The following is a 25927-nucleotide window of genomic DNA, read 5'->3' on the forward strand; positions in this document are numbered from 1 at the left end:
TTCCGGCATTTCATTACGTAAGGAGTGGCACGTGTTCCATTCCATCCGAGACCTGAGACGAGCCCTCGTCTGGGTGGTCAGCACCGTGATGCTGGCCGCCGTGGGCGTGTTCGCTCTGGCTGTCCCACCCGCCGCGGCGGCGTCCACCGCCACCGGCGGCAGCGGCGCGAGCCTGCCCTACGTCGAGGTGCAGGCGGAGAACTCCGCCACCAACGGCTCGGCCATCGGCCCGAGTTACACCGCGGGCCAGCTGGCCGACGAGGCGTCGTACCGCAAGGCGACGACACTCCAGGGCACCGGCCAGTACGTCACGTTCACCACGCCGGTGGCGACCAACTCGATCAACTTCCGCTACAGCATCCCCGACACCTCGGGCGGCTCGGTCTACACCGCCGCGCTGTCGCTGTACGTCAACGGCGTCAAGCAGCCCGACTTCACCCTGACCAACGCCTACAGCTGGTACTACGGCAGCTACCCCTTCACCAACACCCCGGGCAGCAACCCGCACCACTTCTTCGACGAGGCCCACCGCCTGTTCACCACCACCTATCCGGCGGGCACGACCTTCAAGCTCCAGGTCGACGCGGGGGACACCGCCTCCTCGTACACGATCGACTTCGCCGACTTCGAGCAGGTCGGCGCCGCCCTGACCGCACCCTCGGGCGCGGTGTCGGTGACCAGCAAGGGCGCCGACGCGACCGGCGTGGCCGACGCGACCAGCGCGTTCAACGCCGCGATCAGCTCGGCGGGCCCCGGCGGCACCGTGTGGATCCCGCCGGGCACCTTCAACATCCCCGGCCACATCAGCGTCAACAACGTCACGATCGCCGGCGCCGGCATGTGGTACTCGACCGTCACCGGCACGGCCCCCGGCTTCTACGGCAACTCCGCGCCCAACGCGAGCACCGACGTACGCCTGCAGAACTTCGCGATCTTCGGCAACGTCCAGGAACGCGACGACAGCGCCCAGGTCAACGGCATCGGCGGCGCGCTGAGCGACTCGACCGTCTCCAACCTGTGGATCGACCACATGAAGGTCGGCGCCTGGATGGACGGGCCGATGGACGGCCTGACGTTCACCGGCATGCGCATCCGTGACACCACCGCCGACGGCATCAACTTCCACGGCGGCGTCACCAACTCGAAGGTGACCAACAGCGACATCCGCAACACCGGCGACGACGGCATCGCCACCTGGGCGGACTCCGGCATCGGCGCCGACGCCAACGACACGATCTCCAACAACACCGTGTCCCTGCAGATCCTCGCCAACGCCATCGCGATCTACGGCGGCCACGACAACACCGTCAGCGGCAACCGCGTGGTGGACACCGGCATCGCCCAGGGCGGCGGCATCCACGTGGGGCAGCGCTTCACGTCGACGCCGGTCGGCACCACCACGATCTCCGACAACACCATGGTCCGGGCCGGCAGCCTCGACCCGAACTGGCAGTTCGGCGTAGGGGCGTTGTGGTTCGACGGCAGCCAGGGCGCGATCACCGGCCCCATCAACGTGACCAACGCACTGATCCAGCAGAGCCCCTACGAAGCCGTCCAGTGGGTCGAGGGCACCATCAGCGGGGTCAACCTCAACAACGTGACCATCGCCGGCACCGGAACCTTCGCCCTCCAGGAACAGACCGGCGGCGCCGCCAAGTTCACCAACGTCACGGCCACCGGCGTCGGTTACTCGTCCCCGGTGTACAACTGCTCGGGCGGCAACTTCGTCATCACCGACGGCGGCGGCAACTCCGGCATCAGCGGCACGCCGTACTGCGGCGGCTGGCCCGCTCCGGTCTACCCGCCCTATCCGTCGGAGGGCGTGACGGCCACCCCCGGCGCGCTCAACTTCGGTTCGGTGGCGACCGGTTCGACGAGTGCCGCGCAGACGGTGACGGTCTCCAACCCGACCAGCACCGCCGCGTCCGTCTCCTCGATCTCGACCAGCGGCGACTACGCCCAGACCAACACGTGCGGTTCGTCGATCGCGGCGAACGGCTCGTGCACCGTCAGCGTGAAGTTCGCGCCGACGGCCACCGGCAGCCGTAACGGCGCTCTCACCGTCAACGCGGGCGGGATCACCAACACGGTCAGCCTCTCCGGTACCGGCACCGCGCCGGGCCCGGTGCTGAACACCGATCCGGGGAGCCTGTCCTTCCCCGCCACGGTGGTCGGCTCGTCGGCCACCGCGCAGACGGTGACGGTGACCAACTCGGGCACCGCGTCGGCGACCGTCTCGGCCGTCGCGGCGACCGGTGACTTCAGCCAGACCAACAACTGCTCCACCCTCGCGGTCGGCGCCTCCTGCACGGTGACCGTCGGCTTCAAGCCCACCACGGGCGGAGCGCGCGCGGGCAGCGTGACCGTCACCAGCAACGCCAACAACAGCCCAACTGCCGTATCCCTGACCGGTAGTGGCATCGACAGCACCACCAACATCGCCGCCGGGCGTCCCGCGTCGGCGAGTTCGAGCACGAGCCCCTATGTCGCCTCGAACCTCACCGACACGGACGCGTCGACGTACTGGGAGGGCACGGACGGCTCGTTCCCGCAGTGGGCCCAGGTCGACCTCGGCCAGAACTACGGCGTCGGCAAGGTCGTGCTCAAACTCCCGCCCGCGACCGCGTGGTCGGCCCGTACCCAGACCCTGTCGGTGCAGGGGTCCACGGACGGCTCCAGCTTCTCCACGCTCAAGGCCTCGGCCGGGTACACCTTCGACCCGAGCGCCAACGGCAACACGGTGACCATCACGTTCAGTTCGGCCACCGCGAGATACGTGCGGGTCAACATCACCGCCAACACGGGCTGGGACGCTGCCCAGTTGTCGGACTTCGAGGTGTTCCCGAGCAGCGGCGGCTCCTCACCGGCGACCCTGTCGGCCGACCCGACGTCGTTGTCGTACGCCACTCAGGCGCTCAACACCGCCAGCAGCGCGAAGACGGTCACGGTGACCAACTCCGGTACGGCGGCGGCGACCGTCTCCGGTGTCACCGTCACGGGCGACTTCGCGCAGACCAACACCTGCGGTTCGTCGATCGCGGCGGGCGCCTCCTGCACGGTGAGCGTCACGTTCACACCCACCGCGTCCGGCACCCGCACCGGTGATCTCAGCATCGCCAGCAACGCGTCCAACGGCACAACCGCCGTCGCCCTGACGGGCGTTGGCGCCGGCACGGTGAGCAGGAACCTGGCGGCCGGCGCGGCCACCACCGAGTCCAGCCACACCGACGTGTACGCGTCGTCGAACGTCACGGACGGCAACCAGGGCACCTACTGGGAGAGCGCCAACAACGCCTTCCCGCAGTGGGTCCAGGTGGACCTCGGCTCAGCACAGAGCGCGAGCCGGGTCGTCCTCCAACTGCCCGCCACCTGGGGCGCCCGCAACCAGACGCTGTCCCTGTCGGGCAGCACCGACGGCGCCACCTTCGCCACCCTCAAGTCGTCGGCGACGTACACCTTCGATCCCACCACCAACAACACGGTCACCCTCACGTTCAGCGCGACCACCCAGCGGTACCTCCGCGTGAACATCACGGCGAACAACGGCTGGCCGGCGGGTCAGATCTCGGAGTTCCAGGTCTGGAACAGCTGATCCGACCCGAAGGTGCCGCCGAGCGCGAGCGTGAGCGCGCTCGGCGGCACCGCCCACCGAAGCGGAGCAAGCAGGCGTCAACAGGAGTGCGGAGGAGTCCAGATGGGTGTCACACGCAGAGTCTTCTTGAGAGCCGCGATCGCGACCACGGCCGTAGGAACGGTGGGAGCGACCGGAACCGTCCTCGCCCCCGCCGCGTCGGCGGCCGGCGCGCCGGGCGACGTCGTCGGCAAGATCACCGTCGGCTACCAGGGCTGGTTCGCCTGCATCGGTGACGGCGCGCCCATCAACGGCTGGTGGCACTGGACCCAGAACTGGAGCCAGCCCCCGTCCCCGACCAACACCGGCATCAGCTGCTGGCCCGACGTGCGGGAGTACACCAACACCTACCAGACGTCCTACACAGCCCTGGGCAACGGCCAGCCCGCCAAGCTGTTCTCCTCCTACGATCAGCAGACGGTCAACACCCACTTCCTGTGGATGCAGCAGAACAACATCGACACGGCAGCCCTGCAACGCTTCAACCCCACCGGCGGCGAGGGCCCCACCCGCGACGCCATGGCGACCAAGGTGCGCAGCGCGGCCGAGTCGTACGGGCGGAAGTTCTACATCATGTACGACGTCTCCAACTGGACGAACATGCAGTCCGAGATCAAGACGGACTGGACGAACAAGATGTCCGCGCACACGGCGAGTTCGGCCTACGCGAAGCAGAACGGCAAGCCGGTGGTCTGCATCTGGGGCTTCGGCTTCAACGACCCCAACCACCCTTTCACCCCCGACGCCTGCCTCGACGTCGTCAACTGGTTCAAGAATCAGGGCTGTTACGTCATCGGCGGCGTCCCGCGCGAATGGCGGACGGGTACCGGGGGCTCGCAGCCCGGCTTCTCGGGCGTCTACCACGCCTTCAACATGATCTCGCCGTGGATGGTCGGCGCCATCGGCAACGTGACCGAGGCCGACAACGCCTACACCACGTACACCGTCCCCGACCAGGCCGACTGCACCGCCAACGGCATCGACTTCCAGCCCTGCGTCCTGCCCGGCGACGTCTCCGGACGGCAGCGCGCGCACGGCGACTTCATGTGGCGGCAGTTCTACAACATGGTGCGGGCCGGGGTGCAGGGCATCTACATCTCCATGTTCGACGAATTCAACGAGGGCAACCAGATCGCCAAGACCGCCGAGACCCAGGCCTGGGTGCCCACCAACTCCGGGTTCCTCGCCCTCGACGAGGACGGCACCGCCTGCTCCTCCGACTACTACCTGCGGCTGACCGGCGACGGCGGACGCATGCTCAAGGGGCAGCTCGCGCTGACCTCGACTCGCCCCACCCAGCCCGTAGTTCCGAACGGCGGCGACACCACACCGCCCACCGCGCCGGGCGGCCTGACCGTCACCGGGCACACCGGCGACTCCGTCTCGCTGAGCTGGAACACGGCCACCGACAACGTCGGCGTGAGCGGCTACCGCGTCCTGCGGGTCTCCGGCTCGACCAGCACCCAGGTCGGCACCACCGGCTCAACCTCCTTCACCGTCACCGGACTTGGCGCGTCCACCGTCTACACCTTCGACGTCGTCGCCTACGACGCGGCGGGCAACGTCTCGCAGCCCTCCGGCCAGGTCACCGTCACCACCGACCCGCCGTCCAGCACCACCAACCTGGCGCTCCACCAACCGACTTCGGAGAGCAGTCACACCCAGACGTACGCCTCGGGCAACGCGACCGACGGCGACACCAACACGTACTGGGAGTCCGCCAACAACGCCTTCCCGCAGTGGATCCAGGTCGATCTGGGCGCCGCGACCGGCGTCAAGCGGATCGTCCTGAAACTTCCCCCGGCCACCGCCTGGGCCACCCGCACCCAGACGATCTCCGTCCAGGGCGGCACGGACGCCGGCACCGCCACCCAGCTGCTCGCCTCGGCGGGCTACACCTTCGACCCGGCGACTGGCAACACCGCGACCCTCACGCTTCCCTCCACCGTCACCACCCGCTACGTACGGCTCAACATCACCGCGAACAACGGCTGGCCGGCCGGGCAGGTCTCGGAGTTCCAGGTCTTCGGCGCCTGACTCCCTCAGGTCCGGTGGGGGTGTTGCCAGGACCACCCCCGATCCGGTCCTCAGGCCCAGGGACCGGGAGCGTCGCCGACGGCAGGATTCAAGACGTACCGAATCCACCACACGGAACCTCCGGGGGACCCCATGAACGAAATGTCGGCCAGGCGTCTGGCGGGTGGTGCGGGCATCGCCGCCGCCGTCGCCCTCATTGTCGAAGTGCCCCTGTACTTCGTCTACTCGGGCCCGCCGCCGGACGCCAACGTGCTGGCCCGGCTGCTGATCGGGATCGTCGCGCTGGCGTTCCTGCTGGTGTTCGTGACCGCGTTCCGCGAGCTGGTGAAGCGGGTGAATCCCGAGTACGAGTGGGCCGGTTCGATGGCCTTCACGGCGGGGCTGGTCTACACGACGATCACGCTGGTTTCCAGCGGACTGGAGGCCGGCGCGGTCATCGCCGCCGACCACCCGATCGACCCGACGATCGACGTCAGCGGCACCTACATCCTCTACGGGTCCATCTCCCGGCTCATGCTGGCGTTCTTCCTGACCGCGCTGGGCTTCGCCGTCTCCCGCACGCGACTGCTGCCACGCTGGACCGCCAGGTCGGCCTACGTCCTGGCCGGGATCAACCTCGCCTTCGTACCGTCCCTGTTCTTCGGGAACACGCCCGCGCACTTCTACGCGGCCAACGGCTGGGGCACCACCGCCCTGATGGGCGCGATCCTCAGCTACTGGCTGCTGGCCCTGGGCATCTCCACCTACCGCAGCGCGAAGGCACCCGCGGCGGGGGCACTCACCTAGGTGCCCGGTGCGGGCCGGATACCCAGGGTGGGTATGGTGGCTCCATGGCCCGTCCCGAGCAGCCCGTAGGACCGCACCCTCGCGTGCGGTCCTCCGGGCTGCTCGTGGCCGCCCTGCTGTTCGGCCTGCTCGGGATGCACGGGCTCGGGCCCGTTCCCATGGCCGAGCCCGCTCAGGGGCACACCATGGCGGTTACGACCGTGGCGACGGGCGAGACGGCGTCGACGCCGGACGCCTGCGATCACGACGCGGGCGACTGCGGCGGCAGCCACATGGCACACGCCGACGCGACCTGCGCCTCCGCGTCCGTCGCCGGTGCCCCAGCCGTGATTCCGGTGCTGCAACCCGATGTGGGGGCCTGCGCCGAGGCGCCGGACGGGCGTACGTCCGGGACGGGCAGCGGTCCCGACGGGGGCCGGGCCCCGCCCTCCCTCGCCGAACTCCAACTCCTGCGGATCTAGAGCGGCCCGCGCGACACGTCACCGTGCGCGCACCGGCATGCCCTGAACGGATCCAGACACCAGGAGTTCCCCCCATGACCGCACAGCGCAGGCTCGTCCGTCGTACCGTTCTCGCCGTCACCGCCTCGGTGGCCGCCCTCACGCTCGCCGCGTGCGGCAGCGACGGCGACGGCAAGGCGAGCGGCGGCACCGCGTCCGCCACCGCGACCGGTGGCCACAACGCCGCGGACGTCTCCTTCTCGAAGGAGATGATCCAGCACCACCGCAAGGCCGTGGAGATGGCCGGACTGGCCGTCGGCCACGCCTCCTCGGCGCAGGTCAAGAGCCTCGCCACGAAGATCGAGGGCGCCCAGGCGCCGGAGATCAAGACCATGTCCGGCTGGCTCACCTCGTGGGGCGAGCAGGTGCCCCAGGACATGTCCGGCATGGACTCCGGCATGAACCACGACATGTCGTCGTCCGCCACGCCCGGGATGATGAGCGACGCCGACATGGGCAAGCTGGAGAAGGCATCCGGCGCCGACTTCGACACCATGTTCCTCACCATGATGGTCGAGCACCACGAGGGCGCCGTCGACATGGCCAAGACCGAGAAGGCGGACGGGAGTTACGCCCCGGCCACCGAGCTGGCGGCCGACGTGATCACGGCTCAGAGCGCCGAGATCAAGCAGATGAACACGATGCTCGGCAAGAGCTGACGCCACCGCTGAGGAGGGGGCGGGACCGGTCGGCCCCGCCCCCTCCTCCTCAACTCAGGCCTCGTCGGCGGCTTCTCGCCGGCGCTTCTGCTCCTCGAACAGCCGTAGGAACTCCTTCGCCTGTTCGTCCGCCACGCGGCGCTGCTCGGTCTCCTCCTCGTTCAGGACCCGGTACTCGTCGAAGACGCCCTCCTCGCGGAGCTGCTTCTCCTGTACGGCGGTGGGGAGTTCGGGGTCGGGGTCGGAGGGGCGCGGGCCCTCGGGACCGTCGGGGCCGATGCGGACGAGGCGTTCCACGCGCACGATGCGCGTCCGGGAGCCGTCGATCACGATCTCGTCGCAGCGCTCGGCGTCGATCCGGTCGGCCAGCCGTCCGTACTCCGCCTTGGTCTCCTCGTCGAGCTGCTCCATGACCGGCGCCATCACCCGCAGATAGGTGGTGAGCGTGTCCCGCGATCCCTGCGGGCTCGCGTTCGTCATCTGCGTCGGCGCCCAGTGGCCGTCCGAGAACTCGGCCGCGGTGAACTCGGCGGGCAGCAGCACGCCCCCGGGGTGCGTCTCCAGGGCGCGCAACGAGTCCTTGCGTACGGCGGAGGGAGCGGTGCCCTTGGCTTGGACCAGTGAGAGGAGTTCCATGCGCAGGATGCCCTCGGACATCCCGGTCGGGGTGAAGGGGTCGATCACGAATCCCTTGGTACGGCCGCGGTATTCGTGACCGTGCCCCACCTTCGCCGGGTCGGGGTCGGACGGCCGGGGCGGTTCCGGTCCCGTGGGTCCCATCCGGATGAACTGGTCGCCCCGCACGATCCTGAACCGGCGCCCCAGCACCGTGAGTTCGTCCAGCGCCTCCCAGTCCAGCCGCTCCGCGTTCCGCAGCCACTCCCGCCGCGTCTCCGGGTCGCCCGCGTCCTCGGCGGCCCGCGCCTGTTCGCGGAAGGTCATGGCCATGGTGTCGCGTGCGCCCTGCGGGTAGGGGGTGGAGAAGAGGGAGACGATCTTCCAGCCGCCGGTCTCGATCTCCTCGGCCACACCGAATATCGCGCCACCACCGCCGAGGACGTCCGGATAGGCCTTTCGCGCCTGCCACGCCTCCACGTCCGCGAGGGCAGCCGCCGGGGCGTCCGGCTGGGCTTCCATCCTGATCATCCGGTATCCGGGTACCTGATCACCGTGCTCAGACATGCTTCCAGCATGCCCGGGGCGGGGGACGGTACGCGACGAATCAACGCAACCGGCGCACCAGTTGAACTCGCGGGGCACGGGTTCCGGCCAGGCGTCCCGCGCCCCGGGGTGATAGACGTCGGACATGAACAACTCGATCGTCCCCTCCCGTCCGGCCGGTGTCCGATGACCGCGGGCGCCGACACCCCCGACCGCCGGGGCCGCACCGGCCTGGACCGCACCGGCCTCGACCTGACCGGAAACCCGCGCGTCAAGGTCCGCGACGTGACCCTGCTGTCCAGCCACTGGTACGTCGAGCGGACCACGACCTTCGACTTCCGCCACGGCGACGGCACCTGGACCACCCAGGAACGCGAGACCCACGACCGCGGCAACGGCGCGACCCTGCTCCTCTACGACGCCGAGCGCGAAACGGTGCTGCTCACCCGCCAGTTCCGCTTCCCCGTGTACGTAAACGGCCACCCCGACGGCATGCTCGTCGAGACCCCGGGCGGCCTCCTCGACGACGAGGACGAGCACCCGGAGGAGGCCGTACGGCGCGAGGTGGTGGAGGAGACCGGGCACACCGTCGGCGAGGTCGAGCACGTCTTCGACGTCTACATGAGCCCCGGCTCGGTCACCGAACGCATCGGCTTCTACGCCGCCTCCTACGGCCCATCGACCCGCACCCACGAGGGCGGCGGTCTCCAGGAGGAGGGCGAGGACATCGAGATCCTCGAACTGCCCTTCCACAGAGCCCTGGACATGATCCGCACCGGCGAGATCGCCGACGCCAAGACCATCATGCTGCTCCAATGGGCCGCGCTGGACGGGCCGTTCGCCAAGTAGCCGCGCGGGGCCTTGACTTGAAGTGCGCTTCAAGAGGAAGACTCCCGTTCGCGCCCGGAGAACCGGGTGCGAACGGGAGGGACCATCATGAAGTACCGCACGATAGGCGCCGATCCGGCGCATCGCCGTGAGGTGAGCGTGCTCGCGCTCGGCGCGATGCTGTTCGGCTCCCGCACCGACGAAGCGACCTCCTTCGCCGTGCTCGACCGTTACGTCGAGGCCGGCGGGAACTTCATCGACACGTCCGACAACTACGCGTTCTGGGTCGACGGCGGCCAGGGCGGCCACAGCGAGAAGCTGCTCGGCCGGTGGCGCCGCAGCCGCGGCATCGGCGACGAGATCGTGATCGCCACCAAGCTCGGCGCCCGCCCGCTGGCCCCCGGCTCGGGTTTCGTCGACAACCCGGAGGGCCTGTCCGCGAAGGTCATCCGCGAGTCGGCCGAGCGCAGCCGCGAACGCCTCGGCGTGGACAAACTCGACCTGCTGTACGCACACATCGAGGACCAGAGCGTTCCGCTGCGGGAAACCGTCGAAGGATTCGCCGAGTTGGTGGCCGAGGGCACCGTCGGTCTCCTGGGCGTCAGCAACCACGCCGCCTGGCGGGTGGAACGGTCCCGTGCGCTCGCCGCCGCGGCCGGACTGCCCGGCTACGAGGTCCTCCAGTACCAGCACAGCTATCTGCGCCCGCGGACGGACCTGCCGTCGGAGTTCTTCCCCGACGGCAGCCTCGGCACCGTCGGCCCGGACCTGTTCAGTTACCTGCGCGCCGAGCCCGCCCTCACCCTGGTCGCCTACTCACCGCTGCTGGCCGGCGCCTACACCCGCGAGGACAAACCGCTGCCCGCCGACTACGACCACCCGGGCACCCCCGCCCGCCTCGCCGCGCTGCGGGAAGTGGCGAAGGAGACCGGGGCGAGCGTCAACCAGGTGGTGCTGGCCTGGCAGTTGGGCGGGCCGCTGCCGATCGTCCCGCTCGCGGGGGCGTCGTCGGTGGCCCAGCTGGAGGAGAACCTCGCCGCCGTGGACCTGGAGTTGACGGCGGAGCAGCGGCAACTCCTCGACTCCGCCGTGTAGTTCAGGGCCTGACCAGCAGCTGGAAGTCGAACGCGTACCGCGACGCCCGGTAGATGTGCGTCCCGTACTCGACCGCCCGCCCCGTGTCGTCGTAGGCCGTGCGCTGCATCGTGAGCAGCGCGGCGCCCTCCTTCTCGTCGAGGCGGGTGGCCTCCGCGGGGGTGGCCGAGCGGGCGCCTATCGTCTGGCGGGCGCTGTGCAGGGTGATGCCGGCGGTGCGCAGCATCCGGTACAGGCCCGTCGACTCCAGCCGGGGGGTGTCGAGTTGGAGCAGGTTCGCCGGGAGGTAGTTGCAGAGGAACGCCACCGGCTGGCCGTGCGTGGAGCGCAGCCGTTCCAGGAGGGTGACCTCGCTGCCCTCCGGGACACCGAGGGCAGCGGCGACATCCGCGGTCGCGGGCACTCCCTCGTTGCGCAGCACCTCCGTGGTCGGACCCTGTCCGGCCGACTCCAGGTCGTCGTAGAGGCTGCTGAGTTCCAGCGGTCTCTTGACCTGGCTGTGCACCACCTGCGTGCCGACCCCGCGCCGCCGGACCAACAGCCCCTTGTCGACCAGGGATTGGATGGCCTGGCGGACGGTGGGGCGGGACAGGCCGAGGCGTACGGACAGGTCGATCTCGTTGCCCAGGAGGTTGCCCGGTGCCAGCGTCCCGTGCTCGATCGCCGCCTCCAGCTGCTGTGCGAGCTGGTAGTACAGCGGCACCGGACTGTTGCGGTCCAGGGCGAAATGCAGGGCATCGAGCGGGGACCCGTTCGCGGCACGCGCGAAGTCACCGGTCTTCGCCACAGGGGCACCTCCTCACAGATCGTGACGGACAGTCAGGAGTTGCTGGGGAAACCGAGGTTGATGCCACCGTCGGCCGGGTCCGGCCAGCGGGTGGTGATCACCTTGCCCTGCGTGTAGAAGGCGACGCCGTCGTTGCCGTAGACGTGGAGGTCCCCGAAGAGGGAGTCCTTCCAGCCGCCGAAGGAGTGGTAGCCGACGGGCACCGGGATCGGCACGTTCACGCCGACCATGCCCGCCTTGACCTCCATCTGGAAGCGGCGGGCGGCGCCGCCGTCCCGGGTGAAGATCGCGGTGCCGTTGCCCCAACGGGAGCTGTTGATCAGGGTGATGGCCTCGTCGTAGGACTCGGCGCGGACGACGACCAGGACCGGGCCGAAGATCTCGTCCTTGTACGCGTCCGCCGTCAGCGGCACCTTGTCGAGCAGGGAGACGCCGAGGAAGAAGCCGTCCTCGTGGCCCTCGACCGAGAGGCCGGTGCCGTCGACGACGACCTCGGCGCCCTGGGCGGCGGCCGACGCGACGTACGAGGCGACCTTGTCGCGGTGCTCGCGGGTGATGAGCGGGCCCATCTCGGACGCCGGGTCGTTGCCGGGGCCGATGCGCAGCTTGCCGGCGCGTTCGGCGATCTTGCCGACCAGCTCGTCTCCGGTGTCGCCGACCGCGACCACGACGGAGACGGCCATGCAGCGCTCGCCGGCCGAGCCGTAGGCCGCGTTGATCGCCTGGTCGGCCGCGAAGTCCAGGTCCGCGTCGGGGAGTACGAGCATGTGGTTCTTGGCGCCGCCGAGAGCCTGCACGCGCTTGCCGTGCTCGACCGCCTTGAGCTGGATGTACTTCGCGATCGGCGTCGAGCCGACGAAGGAGACGGCCTCGACGTCCGGGTGCTCCAGGATGCGGTCGACGGCCACCTTGTCGCCCTGCACGACGTTCAGCACACCCTGCGGCAGGCCCGCCTCGGAGGCGAGTTCGGCCAGACGGTAGGACGCCGACGGGTCCTTCTCGCTCGGCTTGAGGATGAAGGTGTTGCCGGTCGCGATGGCGATCGGGAACATCCACATCGGCACCATGGCCGGGAAGTTGAACGGCGTGATGCCCGCAACCACGCCCAGGGGCTGGCGAATTGAGGCCACGTCCACGCGGGTCGAGACCTGCGTCGACAGTTCGCCCTTCAGCTGCACGCTGATGCCGCAGGCGAGTTCGACGATCTCCATGCCGCGCGCGACCTCGCCGAGCGCGTCCGAGTGGACCTTGCCGTGCTCGGCGGTGATCAGCTCGGCGATCTCGTCGCGGTGCGCGTCCAGCAGCTCGCGGTACTTGAACAGGATCGCGGTGCGCTTGGCGAGCGAAGACGTGCCCCAGCTCTCGAACGCGGCCTTCGCGGAGGCGACGGCGGTGTCCACCTCGTCGACGGTCGCGAAGCCGACCTGCTTCTCCTGCGCGCCGGTCGCCGGGTTGTACACGGGACCGAAACGGCCCGAGGTGCTCTCGACGGGCTTGCCGTCGATCCAGTGGGTGATCGTCTTCATGGTGCAAAGGCCTTTCGGGGGAGGGGAGTTCAGAGGTGGCGGCGACGGTCGGCGACCTGGCGGTCGTACTCCTCACGGGCCTGTACGGCCGATGAGCGCGAGGCGGTCTCGGCGACCGGCACGTCCCACCAGGCCTCGGCCGGGGGAGCGGTCGGGGTGGCGGTGTCGGTCTCGACGTAGACGCACGTCGGCCGGTCGGAGGCGCGGGCCGTGGCGAGCGCCTCGCGCAGTTCGCGCACCGTCTTGGCACGCAGGACGTCCATGCCGAGGCTGGCCGCGTTGGCGGCGAGGTCGACCGGGAGCGGGGCGCCGGAGAAGGTGCCGTCGGCCGCGCGGTAGCGGTAGGCGGTGCCGAAGCGCTCGCTGCCGACCGACTCGGAGAGGCCGCCGATGGAGGCGTAGCCGTGATTCTGGATGAGGACCAGGTTGACCGGGAGGCCCTCCTGGACCGCCGTGACGATCTCGGTCGGCATCATCAGGTAGGTGCCGTCGCCGACCAGCGACCAGACGGGGGTGTCGGGGGCGGCCTGCTGGACGCCGATGCCCGCCGGGATCTCGTAGCCCATGCAGGAGTAGCCGTATTCGAGGTGGTACTGGCGCGGGCCGCGTGCTCGCCACAGCTTGTGCAGGTCGCCGGGGAGGGAACCGGCCGCGTTGATGACCACGTCGTCGTCGCCGACGACCGCGTCGAGGGCGCCGAGGAGTTGGGTCTGGGTGGGGACGGCGTTCTCGTCGGGGGCGGTGAACGCGGTGTCAACAACCCGCTCCCAGCGCTCCTTGCCCGCGCGGTACTCGGCCTCGTAAACCGAGTTCACACGGTGATCGGCGAGTGCCTCGGTCAACGCGGTGAGCCCGGCCCTCGCGTCGCACACCAGGGTGCGCGCCGCGAGCTTGTGGGCGTCGAACGCGGTGATGTTGAGGTTGACGAACCGGACGGCCGGGTTCTGGAACAGGGTGTTGGAGGCCGTCGTGAAGTCCGTGTAGCGGGTGCCGACGCCGATCACCAGGTCCGCCGTGCGCGCGATGTCGTCGCTGACCGCGGTGCCTGTGTGGCCGATGCCGCCCAGGTCGGCCGGGTGGTCGTGGCGGAGCGAGCCCTTGCCCGCCTGGGTGGAGGCGACCGGGATGCCTGTCGCGTCGACGAGCGCCTTGAGCGCGTCCTCGGCCTGGCTGTGGTGGATGCCGCCGCCCGCGACGATCACCGGACGCTCGGCGGCCCGGATCGCCGCGACCGCCTCCGCCAGCTCGAACGGATCGGCCGCGGGACGCCGTACGTGCCACACGCGGTCGGCGAAGAACTCCTCCGGCCAGTCGTGCGCCTCGGCCTGAACGTCCTGCGGGAGAGCGAGAGTTACCGCTCCCGTCTCCACCGGGTCGGCCAGCACGCGCATCGCGTTCAGCGCGGCCGGGATCAGGGCCTCGGGGCGCATGACGCGGTCGAAGTAGCGGGAGACCGGGCGCAGCGTGTCGTTGACCGAGAGGTCGCCCTCGACCGGGTGCTCCAGCTGCTGGAGCAGCGGGTCGGCGGCGCGGGTCGCGAAGTAGTCGCCGGGGAGGAGCAGGACCGGCAGGCGGTTGACAGTGGCCAGGGCGGCGCCCGTGACCAGGTTGGTGGCGCCCGGTCCGATCGACGTCGTGACGGCCTGTGCGGAGAGCCGGTCGAGCTGGCGGGTGTAGCCAACTGCCGCGTGCACCATGGCCTGTTCGTTGCGGCCCTGGTGGAACGGCATCGTGTCCTCGCCGGCTTCGAGCAGCGCCTGGCCGAGTCCGGCGACGTTGCCATGGCCGAAGATGCCCCAGGTGCCGGCGATCAGCCGGTGCCGCACGCCGTCGCGCTCGGTGTACTGGACCGACAGGAACTGCACCAGGGCCTGGGCGACGGTCAGGCGGCGGGTGGGGGTGCTCATCAGGACTTCTCCGGTGCCGTGTAGAGGGGGAGACGGGGGTCGACGGGCTGCTCGGGCCAGGTGCCGCGGACCCAGGCGTGATCGGGGTGGTCGCAGATCAGCCAGGAGCGGTCGTCGTCGGGACCCGCCATGACGTTGAGGTAGTACATGTGGTGGCCGGGCACCGCCATCGAGGGCCCGTGCCAGCCGTCCGGGATCAACACGACGTCCCCGCCCCGGACTTCGGCCAGGACGTCCGTGTTACGGCCCTGTCCGGACGGGGAGACGCGCTGGTAGCCGAGACCGGGGGTGCCCTCGTGGTCGGCGAACTCGAAGTAGTAGACCTCTTCGAGGACGGACTCCTCACCGGGCCGGTGCTCGTCGTGCTTGTGCGGCGGGAAGGAGGACCAGTTCCCGCCGGGCGTGATCACTTCCACGGCGATGAGCTTGTCGCACTCGAAGACGCCGGCCGCGCCGAAGTTGTTGACCTGGCGCGAGCTGTTGCCGGTGCCGCGCAGCTCCACCGGCACGGACGAGGCCGGGCCGTAGCGGGCGGGCAGCCGGCGGGTGCAGCGGGCGCCGGTCAGCGCGAAGCGGCCACCGCCGGGCGACAAGATCGTCGTACGGGAATCGCGGGGGACGTACGCGAAGTCGCTCACGGCGGTGAACACGCTCTCGCGGCCGTGGAGTTCGAAGGTGTCGTGGCCGAAGTCGTCGGCGGCGGAGACCGTGCAGGCGCCGCTGAGCGGGACGACGATCCACTCGCTGTCGCCGGTGTCGAAGGTGTGGATGCCGCCCGGCGGCAGCTCCAGGACTCGCAGGCTGGAGTAGCCCCAGGCCGCCGACTCGGGGGTGACGTCCACGACGTAGGGGCCGCCGAGGGCCTTGCCTGCGGGAAGGTGGTACGCGCTCGTCATGGTGTGCCTCCGGTTCACAACAGACCTACAGCGGTGTCCACCGCCGTCTCCACGCCGCCGCCGGCGGGGTAGAGCAGGGAACGGCCCACGACCAGGCCCTGGACGGTGGGCAGGCGCAGCGTCTTGCGCCACTTCTCGTACGCGCCCTCCTGGTCGTCGCCGACCTCGCCGCCGAGCAGGACGACGGGCAGTGTCGACGTCTCCAGGACCTCGGCCATGTCGTCCGGGTCGTCGGTGACGGGCAGTTTCAGCCAGGTGTAGGCGGAGGTGCCGCCCAGGCCCGAGGAGATCGCGATCGAGCGGGTCACGGCCTCGGCGGACAGGTCGTTGCGGACCTTGCCGTCGACCCGGCGGGATATGAACGGTTCGACGAACAGGGGGAGTTGGCGTGCCGCCATGTCGTCGATGGCGCGGGCGGTGGACTCCAGGGTGGTGAGCGAACCCGGGTCGTCGTAGTCGATGCGGAGCAGCAGCTTGCCCGCGTCGAAGCGGAGGCGGGCGATGTCCTCGGCGCGGTGGCCGGTGAACCGGTCGTCCATCTCGAAGGCGGCGCCGGACAGGCCGCCGCGGTTCATCGAGCCCATCACGACCTTGCCGTCCAGGACGCCGAGGAGGAGCAGGTCCTCCGCGATGTCGGCGGTGGCCAGCACTCCGTCGACGCCCGGCCGGGAGAGCGCGATGCAGAGGCGTTCCAGCAGGTCGGCGCGGTTCGCCATGGCCGTGCGGCGGTCGCCGACGCCGAGCGCGCCGCGGGCCGGGTGGTCGGCGGCCACGATCATCAGGCGGCCGCTGTCGCCCAGCAGCGGGCGGCGCACCCGGCGGGCGGCCGCCTCGGCGATCGCCTCCGGGTGCCGGGCTCTGACCGTGACCAGGTCGGGAATGCTGATGCTCAAGAGAAGCTCCGTTCAGGGGTGACCATGGCGGCCACGCGATCAGTCACTCACTCGCGCGCCCACGAGGAGGTCCTCGACCTCGGACTCGGTGGGCATCGCGGTGGAGCAGGCGAGACGGGAGGCGACGAGGGCGCCGGCCGCGTTGGCGAACCGCATGGACCGTTCCAGGTCCCAGCCGGACAGCAGGCCGTGGCACAGGGAGCCGCCGAAGGCGTCGCCCGCGCCGAGGCCGTTGAGCACCTCGACCGGGACCGGCGGCACCTCGGCGGTCGTGCCGTCGCGGTGCACGGCCAGGACGCCCTTGGGACCCTGCTTGACGACGGCGAGTTCCACGCCCGCGTCGAGCAGGGCCTGGGCGCAGGCGCGGGGCTCGCGGACGCCGGTGGCGATCTCGCACTCGTCGAGGTTGCCGACCGCGACCGTCGCGTGCCGCAGCGCCTCCGCGTAGTACGGGCGGGCCTCCTCCGGGTCCGTCCAGAACATGGGGCGCCAGTCGAGGTCGAAGACCGTGATGCCGGCCTTGTCGCGGGCCTTGAGGGCGGCGAGCGTGGCGGAGCGGCTCGGCTCCTCGCTCAGACCGGTGCCGGTGATCCAGAAGACGCGGGCCTGGCGGATCGCGAAGTAGTCCAGCTCCTCGGTGCGGATCTCCAGGTCGGGCGCCTTGGGCTGCCGGTAGAAGTACAGCGGGAAGTCGTCCGGCGGGAAGATCTCGCAGAACGTGACCGGGGTCGGATAGTCCGCGACGGGCGTGACCCAGCGGTCGTCGACCCCGAAGTCCTTGAGGGCCTCGTGCAGATACGTCCCGAAGGGATCGTCGCCGGTGCGGGTGATCACCGCGGTGGTCCGGCCGAGCCGGGCGGCGGCGACCGCCACATTGCTCGCGGAACCCCCGAGGAACTTGCCGAACGTCTCCACACGGGCCAGCGGTACGCCAGACTGCAGCGGGTAGAGATCGACCCCGATGCGGCCCATGGTGATGAGATCGAAGGACTGGGCTGACTCGGCCATGCGCGACACTCCTCTGAGCTGCTGGGGGTGGGCGGGTCCCAGGGGCCTGCCGCCTCCCAGGTGTAGGTCTCGGAGGGGCTCCGTGTCAATAGTTTGTACTTACATTCGGACCTGCTCGTGAAATGATGTCTTAACAAAGTATTGACAGCGGACGCGCCCAGGGATTTGATTCCGTCCCAGCGCAACAGCCGTGTTTCGCGGCGACGACCCGGGGTCGACAGGCCCCGAGCCCGGATTTCTGCGATCATGACTCCCTTTCCCCTGAAGCACAGTGAGGTGCAGGAAAGATGGACCGTTCCACTTACTCCCGCTCGCGCAGAATGGCCCCCTTCGTGGCGGTGGCCGCGGCAGCGGCCCTGACCCTCGCCGGCTGCTCCAGCAGCTCGGGCGGAAAGAAGGCCACGGAGGACAGCTCCGGCGCCTCCGCGGGCAAGGCGAGCACGCCTCGGATGACGGTCGCCCTGGTCACGCACCAGGCACCCGGCGACACGTTCTGGGACATCGTCCGCAAGGGCGCCCAGGCCGCCGCCGACAAGGACAACATCAAGCTCATCTACTCGGCCGACCCGAACGCGGGCAACCAGTCCAACCTGGTGCAGAACGCGATCGACCAGAAGGTCGACGGCATCGCGGTCACCCTCGCCAAGCCCGACGCCCTGAAGGACGTCATCGGCAAGGCGAAGACCGCGAACATACCCGTCGTGGGTCTCAACTCCGGTCTCAGCGACTGGAAGAAGCTCGGCCTGCTGGAGTTCTTCGGCCAGGACGAGACGGTGGCCGGCGAGGCGCTCGGCAAGCGGCTGAACACGGAAGGCGCCAAGAAGGCCGTCTGTGTCATCCAGGAGCAGGGCAACATCGGCCTGACCCAGCGCTGCGCCGGTGTGAAGAAGACGTTCACCGGTACGACCGAGGTCCTCAACGTCAACGGCACGGACATGCCGTCGGTGAAGTCGACGATCACGGCCAAGCTCACCCAGGACAAGTCCATCGACTACGTCGTCACCCTGGGCGCCCCGTTCGCGATGACGGCCGTGCAGTCGCTGGCCGACGCGGGCAGCAAGGCCAAGGTCGCCACCTTCGACCTGAACAGCACGCTGACGGGCGCCATCAAGAAGGGCACCGTCCAGTTCGCGGTGGACCAGCAGCCGTACCTCCAGGGCTACTTGGCGGTCGACTCCCTGTGGCTCTACAAGAACAACGGCAACTACAGCGGCGGCGGTGAGCAGCCCGTACTGACCGGCCCGGCCTTCGTCGACAAGACCAACGTCGACGCCGTCGCGAAGTACGCCGCCAACGGAACCCGGTGATGAGTATGGCCCAGCACGCCGAGCCGGCGGTGACCTCACCGCCGGCCCCCGGCCCCAAGGAGACCGACGGCCGGACCGCTGAACGGCCCCTGGCGCTACGGCTGTTGGCGCGCCCCGAGGTGGGTGTCTTCCTCGGTGCGGCAGCGGTGTACGTGTTCTTCCTGATCGCCGCCCCGCCGGTGCGCGAGGGCGCCGCGATGGCGAACATCCTCTACAGCTCGTCGACGATCGGCATCATGGCGCTGCCGGTCGCCCTGCTGATGATCGGTGGGGAGTTCGACCTCTCCGCCGGTGTCGCGGTCATCACCTCGGCGCTGACCGCGAGCATGCTCAGCTACCAACTCACCATGAACGTGTGGGTCGGTGTGGTCGTCGCGCTGCTGGTGTCGCTGGGGATCGGCTTCCTCAACGGCTGGATGGTCGTCAAGACCGGACTGCCGAGCTTCCTGGTCACCCTGGGCACCTTCCTGATCCTCCAGGGCGTCAACCTCGCGGTGACCAAGCTGGTCACCGGCAACGTCGCCACCGACGACATCAGCAACATGGACGGCTTCGGCCAGGCCAAGAAGGTCTTCGCGGCGTCCTTCGACATCGGCGGCGTCGACGTCAAGATCACTATCTTCTACTGGCTGGTGTTCGCGGCGATCGCGACCTGGGTGCTGCTGCGCACGAAGTACGGCAACTGGATCTTCGCGGTCGGCGGCAACAAGGACTCCGCGCGGGCCGTCGGCGTGCCCGTCGCGTTCACCAAGATCTCCCTGTTCATGCTGGTCGGCCTCGGTGCCTGGTTCATCGGCATGCACCAGCTGTTCACCTTCAACACCGTGCAGTCCGGCGAGGGCGTCGGCCAAGAGCTGATCTACATCTCCGCGGCCGTCATCGGCGGCTGTCTGCTGACCGGCGGCGCCGGCTCGGCGATCGGCCCCGTCTTCGGCGCGTTCATGTTCGGCATGGTGCAGCAGGGCATCGTCTACGCCGGCTGGAACCCCGACTGGTTCAAGGCGTTCCTCGGCGTGATGCTGCTCGGCGCCGTCCTCATCAATCTGTGGGTCCAGCGCACCGCGACCCGGAGGTGACCTTCATGGCAAGCAACGAATCCGGCACCCACGGCGCCATCCTCACCGACAGCGCGCCCGCCGACGCGGACGCCCCGATCGTCCAACTGCGCAACGCGGGCAAGGCGTACGGCAACGTCCGCGCCCTGCACGGCGTCGACCTCGCGGTCCGCCCCGGCCAGGTCACCTGCGTCCTCGGCGACAACGGCGCGGGCAAGTCCACGCTCATCAAAATCATCTCCGGCCTGCACCAGCACACCGAGGGCGAGTTCCTCGTCGACGGGGAGCCGGTACACTTCACCACCCCCCGTCAGGCACTGGACCGGGGCATCGCGACCGTCTACCAGGACCTGGCCGTCGTCCCGCTGATGCCGGTGTGGCGCAACTTCTTCCTCGGCTCCGAGATGACCAAGGGCCCCTGGCCCTTCCGCCGTCTCGACATCGAGCGGATGAAGAAGACCGCCGACGAAGAGCTGCGCAACATGGGCATCGTCCTGGACAATCTGGACCAGCCCATCGGCACCCTCTCCGGCGGCCAGCGCCAGTGCGTCGCCATCGCCCGCGCCGTCTACTTCGGCGCCCGCGTCCTGATCCTGGACGAGCCGACCGCCGCGCTGGGTGTCAAGCAGTCCGGTGTGGTGCTCAAGTACGTGGCCGCCGCCCGCGAACGCGGTCTCGGGGTCATCTTCATCACCCACAACCCGCACCACGCCTACATGGTCGGCGACCACTTCAGCGTCCTGCGCCTCGGCACGATGGAGTTGTCGGCGGAGCGCAGCGAGATCACCCTCGAAGAACTCACCAACCACATGGCCGGCGGCACCGAACTCGCCGCACTCAAGCACGAGTTGTCCCAAGTACGCGGAGTCGACGTCGAGGAACTCCCCGACGCGAAGTCCCTGAAGGCGCCGGTGGCCGCGTCTCCCGAAGGGACCGCCTGACATGTCGGACCGTCCCTTCCTGGACCGCATCCGGGTCGGCTCCGCACCCGACTCGTGGGGCGTGTGGTTCCCGGACGACCCCCAACAGGTGCCGTGGCAACGGTTCCTGGACGAGGTCGCGCAGGCCGGCTACTCCTGGATCGAGCTGGGCCCGTACGGCTATCTGCCGACCGACCCGGCCCGGCTCACGGACGAGATCGCCCGACGTGACCTGAAGGTCTCCGCGGGCACGGTCTTCACCGGCCTGCACCGGGGCCCCTCGGTCTGGGACGCGACATGGGAGCACGTCAGCCAAGTCGCCGCGCTCACCCAGGAGTTGGGCGCGCGGCACCTGGTCGTCATCCCCTCCTTCTGGCGGGACGACAAGACCGCCGAGATCCTGGAGCCGCCAGAGCTGACCGGCGAGCAGTGGGCCCACCTCACCAAGGGCATGGAGCGGCTCGGGCACGAGGTGAAGGAGGCGTACGGGCTCGACATCGTCGTCCACCCGCACGCCGACACCCACCTCGACACCGAGGACCACGTCGAGCGCTTCCTCGACTCGACCGACTCGGAACTGGTCAACCTCTGCCTGGACACCGGGCATTACGCCTACTGCGGCGGCGACAGCGTCAAGCTGATCGAGGCGTACGGCGAACGCATCGGCTATCTGCACCTCAAGCAGGTCGACCCGGAGATCCTCGCCGACGTCGTCAGGAACGAGGTGCCGTTCGGACCGGCGGTGGCGCGCGGAGTGATGTGCGAACCACCGTCCGGCGTACCGGAGTTGGAGCCGGTGCTGATCGCGGCGCAGCGCCTCGGCGTGGAGTTGTTCGCGATCGTCGAGCAGGACATGTATCCCTGCGAGCCGGACAAGCCCCTCCCCATCGCGGAGCGCACCCGCAAGTTCCTCCGTTCCTGCGGTGCCTGACGATTCCCGCGGTGCCTGACGACCCGAAAGGACGGCCGATGGCCGTGAACCCGCGCGACCCGCTCGGAGTGGCAGTCGTCGGAACCGGAAAGATGGGGGCCGACCACGTCCGCAGGATCCAGGACGTGGTCAACGGCGCCCGGGTGAGTGCCGTCGTGGACGTCGACGCCGAGCGCGCCAAACGCATCGCGTCCGGTGTCGACGGCTGCACCGCGTACACCGACCCGGCCGCGGCAATGGCGGCGGCGGACGTCGACGCGGTCCTGATCGCCTCACCGGGCCCGGCCCACGAGGCGGCTCTGCTGACGGCCTTCGAGCACGACCTCCCGGTCCTGTGCGAGAAGCCGCTCACGCCGGACGCGGCCTCGGCGCTGCGGGTGATGGAGGCGGAGCTGCGCCTCGGCCACCGCCGGGTGCAGGTCGGCTTCATGCGGCGCTACGACGCCGAGTATATGAAGCTCAAGTCCCTCCTGGGAACAGGCCAGTTGGGTAGGCCGCTCATGCTCCACAACCGGCACCGCAACGCTGCCAGCCCGCCCTTCTTCACCAGTTCCATGCTGATCAGCGACTCCGTGGCCCACGAGACGGACGCGACCCGCTGGCTGCTCGGCCACGAGATCACGGCGGTGACGGTCCTGCGCCCACGCCCCACGGCGAGCGCCCCGGACGACCTCCAGGACCCGCAGTTCGTCGTCTTCGAGACCGACGGCGGCGCGATCGTCGACGTCGAGATGTTCGTCAACTGCGGCTTCGGCTACCAGGTCCAGGCCGAGATCGTCTGCGAACGCGGCACCGCCCGCATCGGCGACGGCCACGCCATGGTCACCAACATGGCCGGCCGCTGGGGCGGCACCATCGCCCAGGACTACGTCGAACGCTTCGCCGACGCCTACGACCGCGAGGTCCAGGCCTGGGTAGACGCGACCCGCCGCGGTGAGGTGAGCGGGCCGAGCGTGTGGGACGGGTACGCGGCGGCGGCCGTGTGCGAGGCGGGGGTGCGGGCGTTGGAGGACGGGGTGCGGGTGGAGGTGGAGTTGGTGGAGCGGCCCGAGTTCTACCTGTAACCGACTTTGTCGGGGGCGGCGCGTGCGACCACGTGCCGCCCCCGACGTACGTCCACCGCTACCGCACAGCCGACACGCGAGGCCGCGCCTCGAACCCCGCCGCGCGATAGGCCTCGTCGATCAGTGTCATCGTCGCGACCGCGTCGTCCGGGCCCAACGGCAAAGGCGCGCCCTCCCTCAACCGGGCCGCGAACGCCTCCAGTTGGTAGGTGTACGACGAGCGGCGGCCGAGTCGTTCCGTGCGTTCGCCGTCCGTGGTGCGGATGACGATGCGGTCGTCCAGTTGGGGGAGGACGAAGTTCGGGGCGAAGGCCTCGCCGCGGCTGCCGGTGATGCGGCAGCTCATGGCCAGTTCGTCGTACGCCATGTGGGAGCGGGCGGAGCCCGTGGCGCCGCTGGGGTAGACGAGGTTGGCGTCCAGCCACTCGTCGACGCCCGGGGCGCCCGCGCGTTCGCCGCCGCGGGCCGAGGCGAGGCGGGGTGCGCCGCCCGCCCAGGGGGCCAGCATGCGCTGGGCGTGCAGGCTGTAGCAGCCCAGGTCCATCGTGGCGCCGCCGGCCAGGTCCAGGGACCAGCGCGGGTCGGTGTCCGACGGGGCCGGGATCGCGACGAGCGTCTCGACGTGCCGGAGTTCGCCGAGTTCACCGGAGGCCAGCAGTTCGTGCAGGCGCCGGGTGACCGGGTGGAAGAGGTAGTGGAAGGCCTCCATGAAGACCGTCCCGGACTTCGCCGCCGCCTCTCGGACCTCGGCGGCCTCCGCCGCGTTGCTCGCCGACGGCTTCTCCGACAGGACATGCTTGCCCGCCGCGAGCGCGGCGAGGTTCCACGGTCCGTGCAGGCCGTTGGCGAGCGGGTTGTAGACGACCTCCACCTCCGGGTCGGCGATCAGGTCGGCGTACGAGTCCGCCACCCGTTCGACGCGGTGCTCGGCGGCGTACGCCTCGGCCCGGGACCGGTCGCGCGCGGCCACCGCGACGATGCGGTGGCCGGTCGTCCGGGCGGGACCGATCAGGGAGTTCTCGGTGATCCGAGCCGCTCCCAGTACTCCGATGCGCAGGGGTTCCCGGCCCGGACCGCTCATGCTTCGCGTACCTCCTGGATGGTGACGGGGCGGTGCTCGTGCAGCGACAGGGTGCAGGCGTCGGCGATCCAGCCCGCCTCCAGGGCGTCCGCGACCGTGCACGGCGAGGTGCGGGTGCCGGCCACGACCTCGGTGAACGCGGTGAGTTCGGCGCGGTAGGCGGCCGTGAAGCGGTCCATGAAGAAGTCGTGCGGGACGCCCGCCGGGAACGTCACGCCCGGCTCGACCGAGCGCAGCGGCAGCTTGTCCTCCAGGCCCACCGCGATGGAGTCCGTGAAGCCGTGGATCTCCATGCGGACGTCGTAACCCCGGGCGTTGTGGCGGGAGTTGGACACCACCGCGATGGTGCCGTCGTCCAGGGTGAGGATCGCGCCGGTGGTGTCGGCGTCGCCCGCCTCCTTGATGTACTCGGCCCCCCGGTTGCCGCCGACCGCGTACACCTCGGTGACCTCGCGGCCCGTCACCCAGCGGATGATGTCGAAGTCGTGCACGGAACAGTCCCGGAAGATGCCCCCGGACGCGGCGATGTACGCGGCCGGCGGCGGCGCCGGGTCCAGCGTCGTCGAGCGCACGGTGTGCAGCTTGCCCAGCTCGCCGGACCGCACGGCGGCACGCGCGGCGACGAAACCGGCGTCGAAGCGGCGGTTGTAGCCGATCTGGATCGGCACGCTGCTGCCCTCGACGGCCTTGAGGACCTTGACGCCCTCGGCCATCGTCTTGGCGACGGGCTTCTCGCAGAAGACGGGGATGCCCGCCTCGACGGCGGCCAGGATCAGACCCGGGTGGGCGTCCGTCGCCGCGGCGACCACGACACCGTCGACCCCGGCGGCGAGCACGGCCTCGGGGGAGTCCGCGACCTCGGCGCCGAACCGCTCGGCGGCCTTTTTCGCCGCCTCCGCGAACGGGTCGGCCACGACGAGGGACTCGACGACGTCGAGTCCGGACAGGGTCTCGGCGTGGAAGGCGCCGATGCGGCCGAGGCCGAGGATTCCGATGCGCATGAGGGCTCTTGCTTTCTTGAGAGGTGCGGGTGTGTCGCTTGTGCCGAAGGTCAGTCGAGGGCGCCGAGGACGTTCTGGTCCCAGTCGATCACCGAACCGGTGACCACTCCGGACCGGTCGGAGAGCAGGAACACCACGAAGTCGGCGATCTCGTCCGGCTGTCCGAGCTTGCCCATCGGCTGGCGTTCCGCGGCCTGTTGGAGCCAGTCGTCCCCGGCGCCGTGGAAGGCCCGCTGGACGGCGTCCTCGCCCTCGGTCGCCGTCCAGCCGATGTTGACGGTGTTGATCCGGATCCGGTCGAAGCGGTGCGCGTGCGCGGCGTTGCGGGTGAGGCCCGCGAGGCCGGCCTTGGCCGTCGAGTACGGGGCGAGGTAAGGGGGCCCGCCGTGGGCGCAGTTGGAGCCGATGTTGACGATCGTGCCCGGCGCTTCGCGGGCGGTCATGTCGGCGACCGCGGCCTGCATCGCGAAGAACGGCGCCTTCACATTGATGGCCATGTGCTGGTCGAACAGCTCGGGCGTGGTGTCCAGCAGCGAGCCCCGCGAGGTGAGTCCGGCGGAGTTCACCAGGCAGTCGACACGTCCGTGCGCGGCGATCACCTCGGCCACCGCGCCCTTCGCCTGCTCGGCGTCGGACAGGTCGGCCCGGACGAACGTCGCCTTGCCGCCCGCCTCGGTGAGTTCGGCCACCAGGGCATCACCTGGCTCGGCACGGCGACCGGTGAAGGACACCACCGCCCCCTCGCGCACCGCCGTCCGGACGATCGCGGCGCCGATGCCCTGGCTGCCGCCGTTGACGAGGACGACCTTGCCGTCGAGGAGCCCCGTGAGCCCTGTACGTTCCGTGGATCCCAT

Annotated in this window: 22 protein-coding genes; 12 read left to right on the top strand and 10 right to left on the bottom strand. The window is 69.9% G+C overall.

Going from position 1 to position 25927, the window contains the following annotated elements:
- The first annotated feature begins 31 nt into the window (after window positions 1-31).
- From OG407_RS42710 to OG407_RS42730, 5 genes are all read left to right on the top strand, one after another.
- Window positions 32-3592, top strand: a complete 3561-nt coding sequence (locus OG407_RS42710; protein ID WP_405865825.1) for a choice-of-anchor D domain-containing protein — start codon at window positions 32-34, stop codon at window positions 3590-3592.
- A 102-nt stretch (window positions 3593-3694) separates the two neighbouring features.
- Window positions 3695-5668, top strand: a complete 1974-nt coding sequence (locus OG407_RS42715) for a discoidin domain-containing protein (RefSeq protein ID WP_405865827.1) — start codon at window positions 3695-3697, stop codon at window positions 5666-5668.
- Window positions 5669-5800: 132 nt separating this feature from the next.
- Complete coding sequence (locus OG407_RS42720; protein WP_403585451.1) at window positions 5801-6454, top strand: hypothetical protein; 654 nt, start codon at window positions 5801-5803, stop codon at window positions 6452-6454.
- A gap of 44 nt (window positions 6455-6498) precedes the next feature.
- Window positions 6499-6915: a DUF6153 family protein gene (locus tag OG407_RS42725; protein WP_405865829.1), complete on the top strand. Its 417-nt coding sequence runs from the start codon at window positions 6499-6501 to the stop codon at window positions 6913-6915.
- A 74-nt stretch (window positions 6916-6989) separates the two neighbouring features.
- On the top strand, window positions 6990-7613 hold the full coding sequence (locus OG407_RS42730) for a DUF305 domain-containing protein (RefSeq protein WP_405865831.1): 624 nt from the start codon (window positions 6990-6992) through the stop codon (window positions 7611-7613).
- Between the two features lie 54 nt (window positions 7614-7667).
- On the opposite strand, the gene OG407_RS42735 is transcribed toward OG407_RS42730, so the two are convergent.
- Entirely contained in the window at window positions 7668-8795 is a 1128-nt protein-coding gene (locus OG407_RS42735; protein WP_405865833.1) for a DUF5954 family protein, read from the bottom strand.
- 165 nt (window positions 8796-8960) lie between these two features.
- Here OG407_RS42735 and OG407_RS42740 point away from each other — a divergent pair, with 165 nt between their 5' ends.
- Together OG407_RS42740 and OG407_RS42745 are read left to right on the top strand one after the other, a co-directional pair.
- Window positions 8961-9623: an NUDIX domain-containing protein gene (locus OG407_RS42740; RefSeq protein WP_405865835.1), complete on the top strand. Its 663-nt coding sequence runs from the start codon at window positions 8961-8963 to the stop codon at window positions 9621-9623.
- An 87-nt stretch (window positions 9624-9710) separates the two neighbouring features.
- On the top strand, window positions 9711-10697 hold the full coding sequence (locus OG407_RS42745) for an aldo/keto reductase (protein ID WP_405865837.1): 987 nt from the start codon (window positions 9711-9713) through the stop codon (window positions 10695-10697).
- Between the two features lies 1 nt (window position 10698).
- Here the strand turns inward: OG407_RS42745 and OG407_RS42750 are convergent, their stop codons facing one another.
- The 6 genes from OG407_RS42750 to iolC are packed head-to-tail and all read right to left on the bottom strand — an operon-like array spanning window position 10699 to window position 17714.
- The gene (locus tag OG407_RS42750) at window positions 10699-11484 is read right to left on the bottom strand and encodes a GntR family transcriptional regulator (RefSeq protein ID WP_405865839.1); all 786 of its coding nucleotides are present in this window, start codon (window positions 11482-11484) and stop codon (window positions 10699-10701) included.
- Window positions 11485-11516: 32 nt separating this feature from the next.
- Window positions 11517-13010: a CoA-acylating methylmalonate-semialdehyde dehydrogenase gene (locus tag OG407_RS42755; protein WP_405865841.1), complete on the bottom strand. Its 1494-nt coding sequence runs from the start codon at window positions 13008-13010 to the stop codon at window positions 11517-11519.
- 29 nt (window positions 13011-13039) lie between these two features.
- Window positions 13040-14917 carry a 3D-(3,5/4)-trihydroxycyclohexane-1,2-dione acylhydrolase (decyclizing) gene (iolD, locus tag OG407_RS42760; protein ID WP_405865843.1) on the bottom strand — a complete coding sequence of 626 codons (1878 nt, stop codon included), beginning with the start codon at window positions 14915-14917 and terminating at the stop codon, window positions 13040-13042.
- Window positions 14917-15813 (bottom strand): 5-deoxy-glucuronate isomerase, encoded by an 897-nt coding sequence (iolB, locus tag OG407_RS42765; protein WP_405865845.1) that lies wholly within the window; start codon window positions 15811-15813, stop codon window positions 14917-14919. The genes iolD and iolB overlap by 1 nt, the downstream gene beginning before the upstream one ends.
- 14 nt (window positions 15814-15827) lie before the next feature.
- Entirely contained in the window at window positions 15828-16706 is an 879-nt protein-coding gene (locus tag OG407_RS42770) for a deoxyribose-phosphate aldolase (protein ID WP_405865847.1), read from the bottom strand.
- Between the two features lie 39 nt (window positions 16707-16745).
- Complete coding sequence (iolC, locus tag OG407_RS42775; RefSeq protein ID WP_405865849.1) at window positions 16746-17714, bottom strand: 5-dehydro-2-deoxygluconokinase; 969 nt, start codon at window positions 17712-17714, stop codon at window positions 16746-16748.
- A gap of 287 nt (window positions 17715-18001) precedes the next feature.
- On the opposite strand from iolC, the gene OG407_RS42780 reads away from it, so the two are divergent.
- Genes OG407_RS42780 through OG407_RS42800 form a run of 5 tightly spaced genes read left to right on the top strand, consistent with a single transcriptional unit; the run spans window position 18002 to window position 22991 of the window.
- Window positions 18002-19021 (top strand): sugar ABC transporter substrate-binding protein, encoded by a 1020-nt coding sequence (locus tag OG407_RS42780; RefSeq protein ID WP_328676087.1) that lies wholly within the window; start codon window positions 18002-18004, stop codon window positions 19019-19021.
- On the top strand, window positions 19021-20097 hold the full coding sequence (locus tag OG407_RS42785) for an ABC transporter permease (RefSeq protein WP_405865851.1): 1077 nt from the start codon (window positions 19021-19023) through the stop codon (window positions 20095-20097). The genes OG407_RS42780 and OG407_RS42785 overlap by 1 nt, the downstream gene beginning before the upstream one ends.
- 5 nt (window positions 20098-20102) lie before the next feature.
- Window positions 20103-21017: an ATP-binding cassette domain-containing protein gene (locus OG407_RS42790; RefSeq protein ID WP_405865853.1), complete on the top strand. Its 915-nt coding sequence runs from the start codon at window positions 20103-20105 to the stop codon at window positions 21015-21017.
- Window position 21018: 1 nt separating this feature from the next.
- Complete coding sequence (locus OG407_RS42795) at window positions 21019-21927, top strand: sugar phosphate isomerase/epimerase family protein (protein WP_405865855.1); 909 nt, start codon at window positions 21019-21021, stop codon at window positions 21925-21927.
- A gap of 38 nt (window positions 21928-21965) precedes the next feature.
- Window positions 21966-22991: a Gfo/Idh/MocA family protein gene (locus tag OG407_RS42800; RefSeq protein ID WP_405865857.1), complete on the top strand. Its 1026-nt coding sequence runs from the start codon at window positions 21966-21968 to the stop codon at window positions 22989-22991.
- A 58-nt stretch (window positions 22992-23049) separates the two neighbouring features.
- On the opposite strand, the gene OG407_RS42805 is transcribed toward OG407_RS42800, so the two are convergent.
- The 3 genes from OG407_RS42805 to OG407_RS42815 are packed head-to-tail and all read right to left on the bottom strand — an operon-like array spanning window position 23050 to window position 25927.
- Complete coding sequence (locus OG407_RS42805) at window positions 23050-24072, bottom strand: Gfo/Idh/MocA family protein (protein ID WP_405865859.1); 1023 nt, start codon at window positions 24070-24072, stop codon at window positions 23050-23052.
- Window positions 24069-25073: a Gfo/Idh/MocA family oxidoreductase gene (locus OG407_RS42810; protein WP_403585407.1), complete on the bottom strand. Its 1005-nt coding sequence runs from the start codon at window positions 25071-25073 to the stop codon at window positions 24069-24071. The genes OG407_RS42805 and OG407_RS42810 overlap by 4 nt, the downstream gene beginning before the upstream one ends.
- 50 nt (window positions 25074-25123) lie before the next feature.
- Window positions 25124-25927 (bottom strand): SDR family oxidoreductase, encoded by an 804-nt coding sequence (locus tag OG407_RS42815; protein WP_405865861.1) that lies wholly within the window; start codon window positions 25925-25927, stop codon window positions 25124-25126.

This window comes from Streptomyces sp. NBC_01515, assembly GCF_045040345.1.
Taxonomy (GTDB): domain Bacteria; phylum Actinomycetota; class Actinomycetes; order Streptomycetales; family Streptomycetaceae; genus Streptomyces.

What these genes read in the sequence shown, in the direction of transcription:
- OG407_RS42780 (WP_328676087.1), top strand. Translation starts at nt 18,002, where the DNA reads ATGGACCGTTCCACTTACTCCCGCTCGCGCAGAATGGCCCCCTTCGTG.
- OG407_RS42795 (WP_405865855.1), top strand. Translation starts at nt 21,019, where the DNA reads ATGTCGGACCGTCCCTTCCTGGACCGCATCCGGGTCGGCTCCGCACCC.
- OG407_RS42735 (WP_405865833.1), bottom strand. Translation starts at nt 8,795, where the DNA reads ATGTCTGAGCACGGTGATCAGGTACCCGGATACCGGATGATCAGGATG.
- OG407_RS42720 (WP_403585451.1), top strand. Translation starts at nt 5,801, where the DNA reads ATGAACGAAATGTCGGCCAGGCGTCTGGCGGGTGGTGCGGGCATCGCC.
- OG407_RS42805 (WP_405865859.1), bottom strand. Translation starts at nt 24,072, where the DNA reads ATGAGCGGTCCGGGCCGGGAACCCCTGCGCATCGGAGTACTGGGAGCG.
- OG407_RS42725 (WP_405865829.1), top strand. Translation starts at nt 6,499, where the DNA reads ATGGCCCGTCCCGAGCAGCCCGTAGGACCGCACCCTCGCGTGCGGTCC.
- OG407_RS42810 (WP_403585407.1), bottom strand. Translation starts at nt 25,073, where the DNA reads ATGCGCATCGGAATCCTCGGCCTCGGCCGCATCGGCGCCTTCCACGCC.
- OG407_RS42740 (WP_405865835.1), top strand. Translation starts at nt 8,961, where the DNA reads ATGACCGCGGGCGCCGACACCCCCGACCGCCGGGGCCGCACCGGCCTG.
- OG407_RS42715 (WP_405865827.1), top strand. Translation starts at nt 3,695, where the DNA reads ATGGGTGTCACACGCAGAGTCTTCTTGAGAGCCGCGATCGCGACCACG.
- iolD (WP_405865843.1), bottom strand. Translation starts at nt 14,917, where the DNA reads ATGAGCACCCCCACCCGCCGCCTGACCGTCGCCCAGGCCCTGGTGCAG.
- OG407_RS42745 (WP_405865837.1), top strand. Translation starts at nt 9,711, where the DNA reads ATGAAGTACCGCACGATAGGCGCCGATCCGGCGCATCGCCGTGAGGTG.
- iolB (WP_405865845.1), bottom strand. Translation starts at nt 15,813, where the DNA reads ATGACGAGCGCGTACCACCTTCCCGCAGGCAAGGCCCTCGGCGGCCCC.
- OG407_RS42800 (WP_405865857.1), top strand. Translation starts at nt 21,966, where the DNA reads ATGGCCGTGAACCCGCGCGACCCGCTCGGAGTGGCAGTCGTCGGAACC.
- OG407_RS42785 (WP_405865851.1), top strand. Translation starts at nt 19,021, where the DNA reads ATGAGTATGGCCCAGCACGCCGAGCCGGCGGTGACCTCACCGCCGGCC.
- OG407_RS42790 (WP_405865853.1), top strand. Translation starts at nt 20,103, where the DNA reads ATGGCAAGCAACGAATCCGGCACCCACGGCGCCATCCTCACCGACAGC.
- iolC (WP_405865849.1), bottom strand. Translation starts at nt 17,714, where the DNA reads ATGGCCGAGTCAGCCCAGTCCTTCGATCTCATCACCATGGGCCGCATC.
- OG407_RS42755 (WP_405865841.1), bottom strand. Translation starts at nt 13,010, where the DNA reads ATGAAGACGATCACCCACTGGATCGACGGCAAGCCCGTCGAGAGCACC.
- OG407_RS42815 (WP_405865861.1), bottom strand. Translation starts at nt 25,927, where the DNA reads ATGGGATCCACGGAACGTACAGGGCTCACGGGGCTCCTCGACGGCAAG.
- OG407_RS42730 (WP_405865831.1), top strand. Translation starts at nt 6,990, where the DNA reads ATGACCGCACAGCGCAGGCTCGTCCGTCGTACCGTTCTCGCCGTCACC.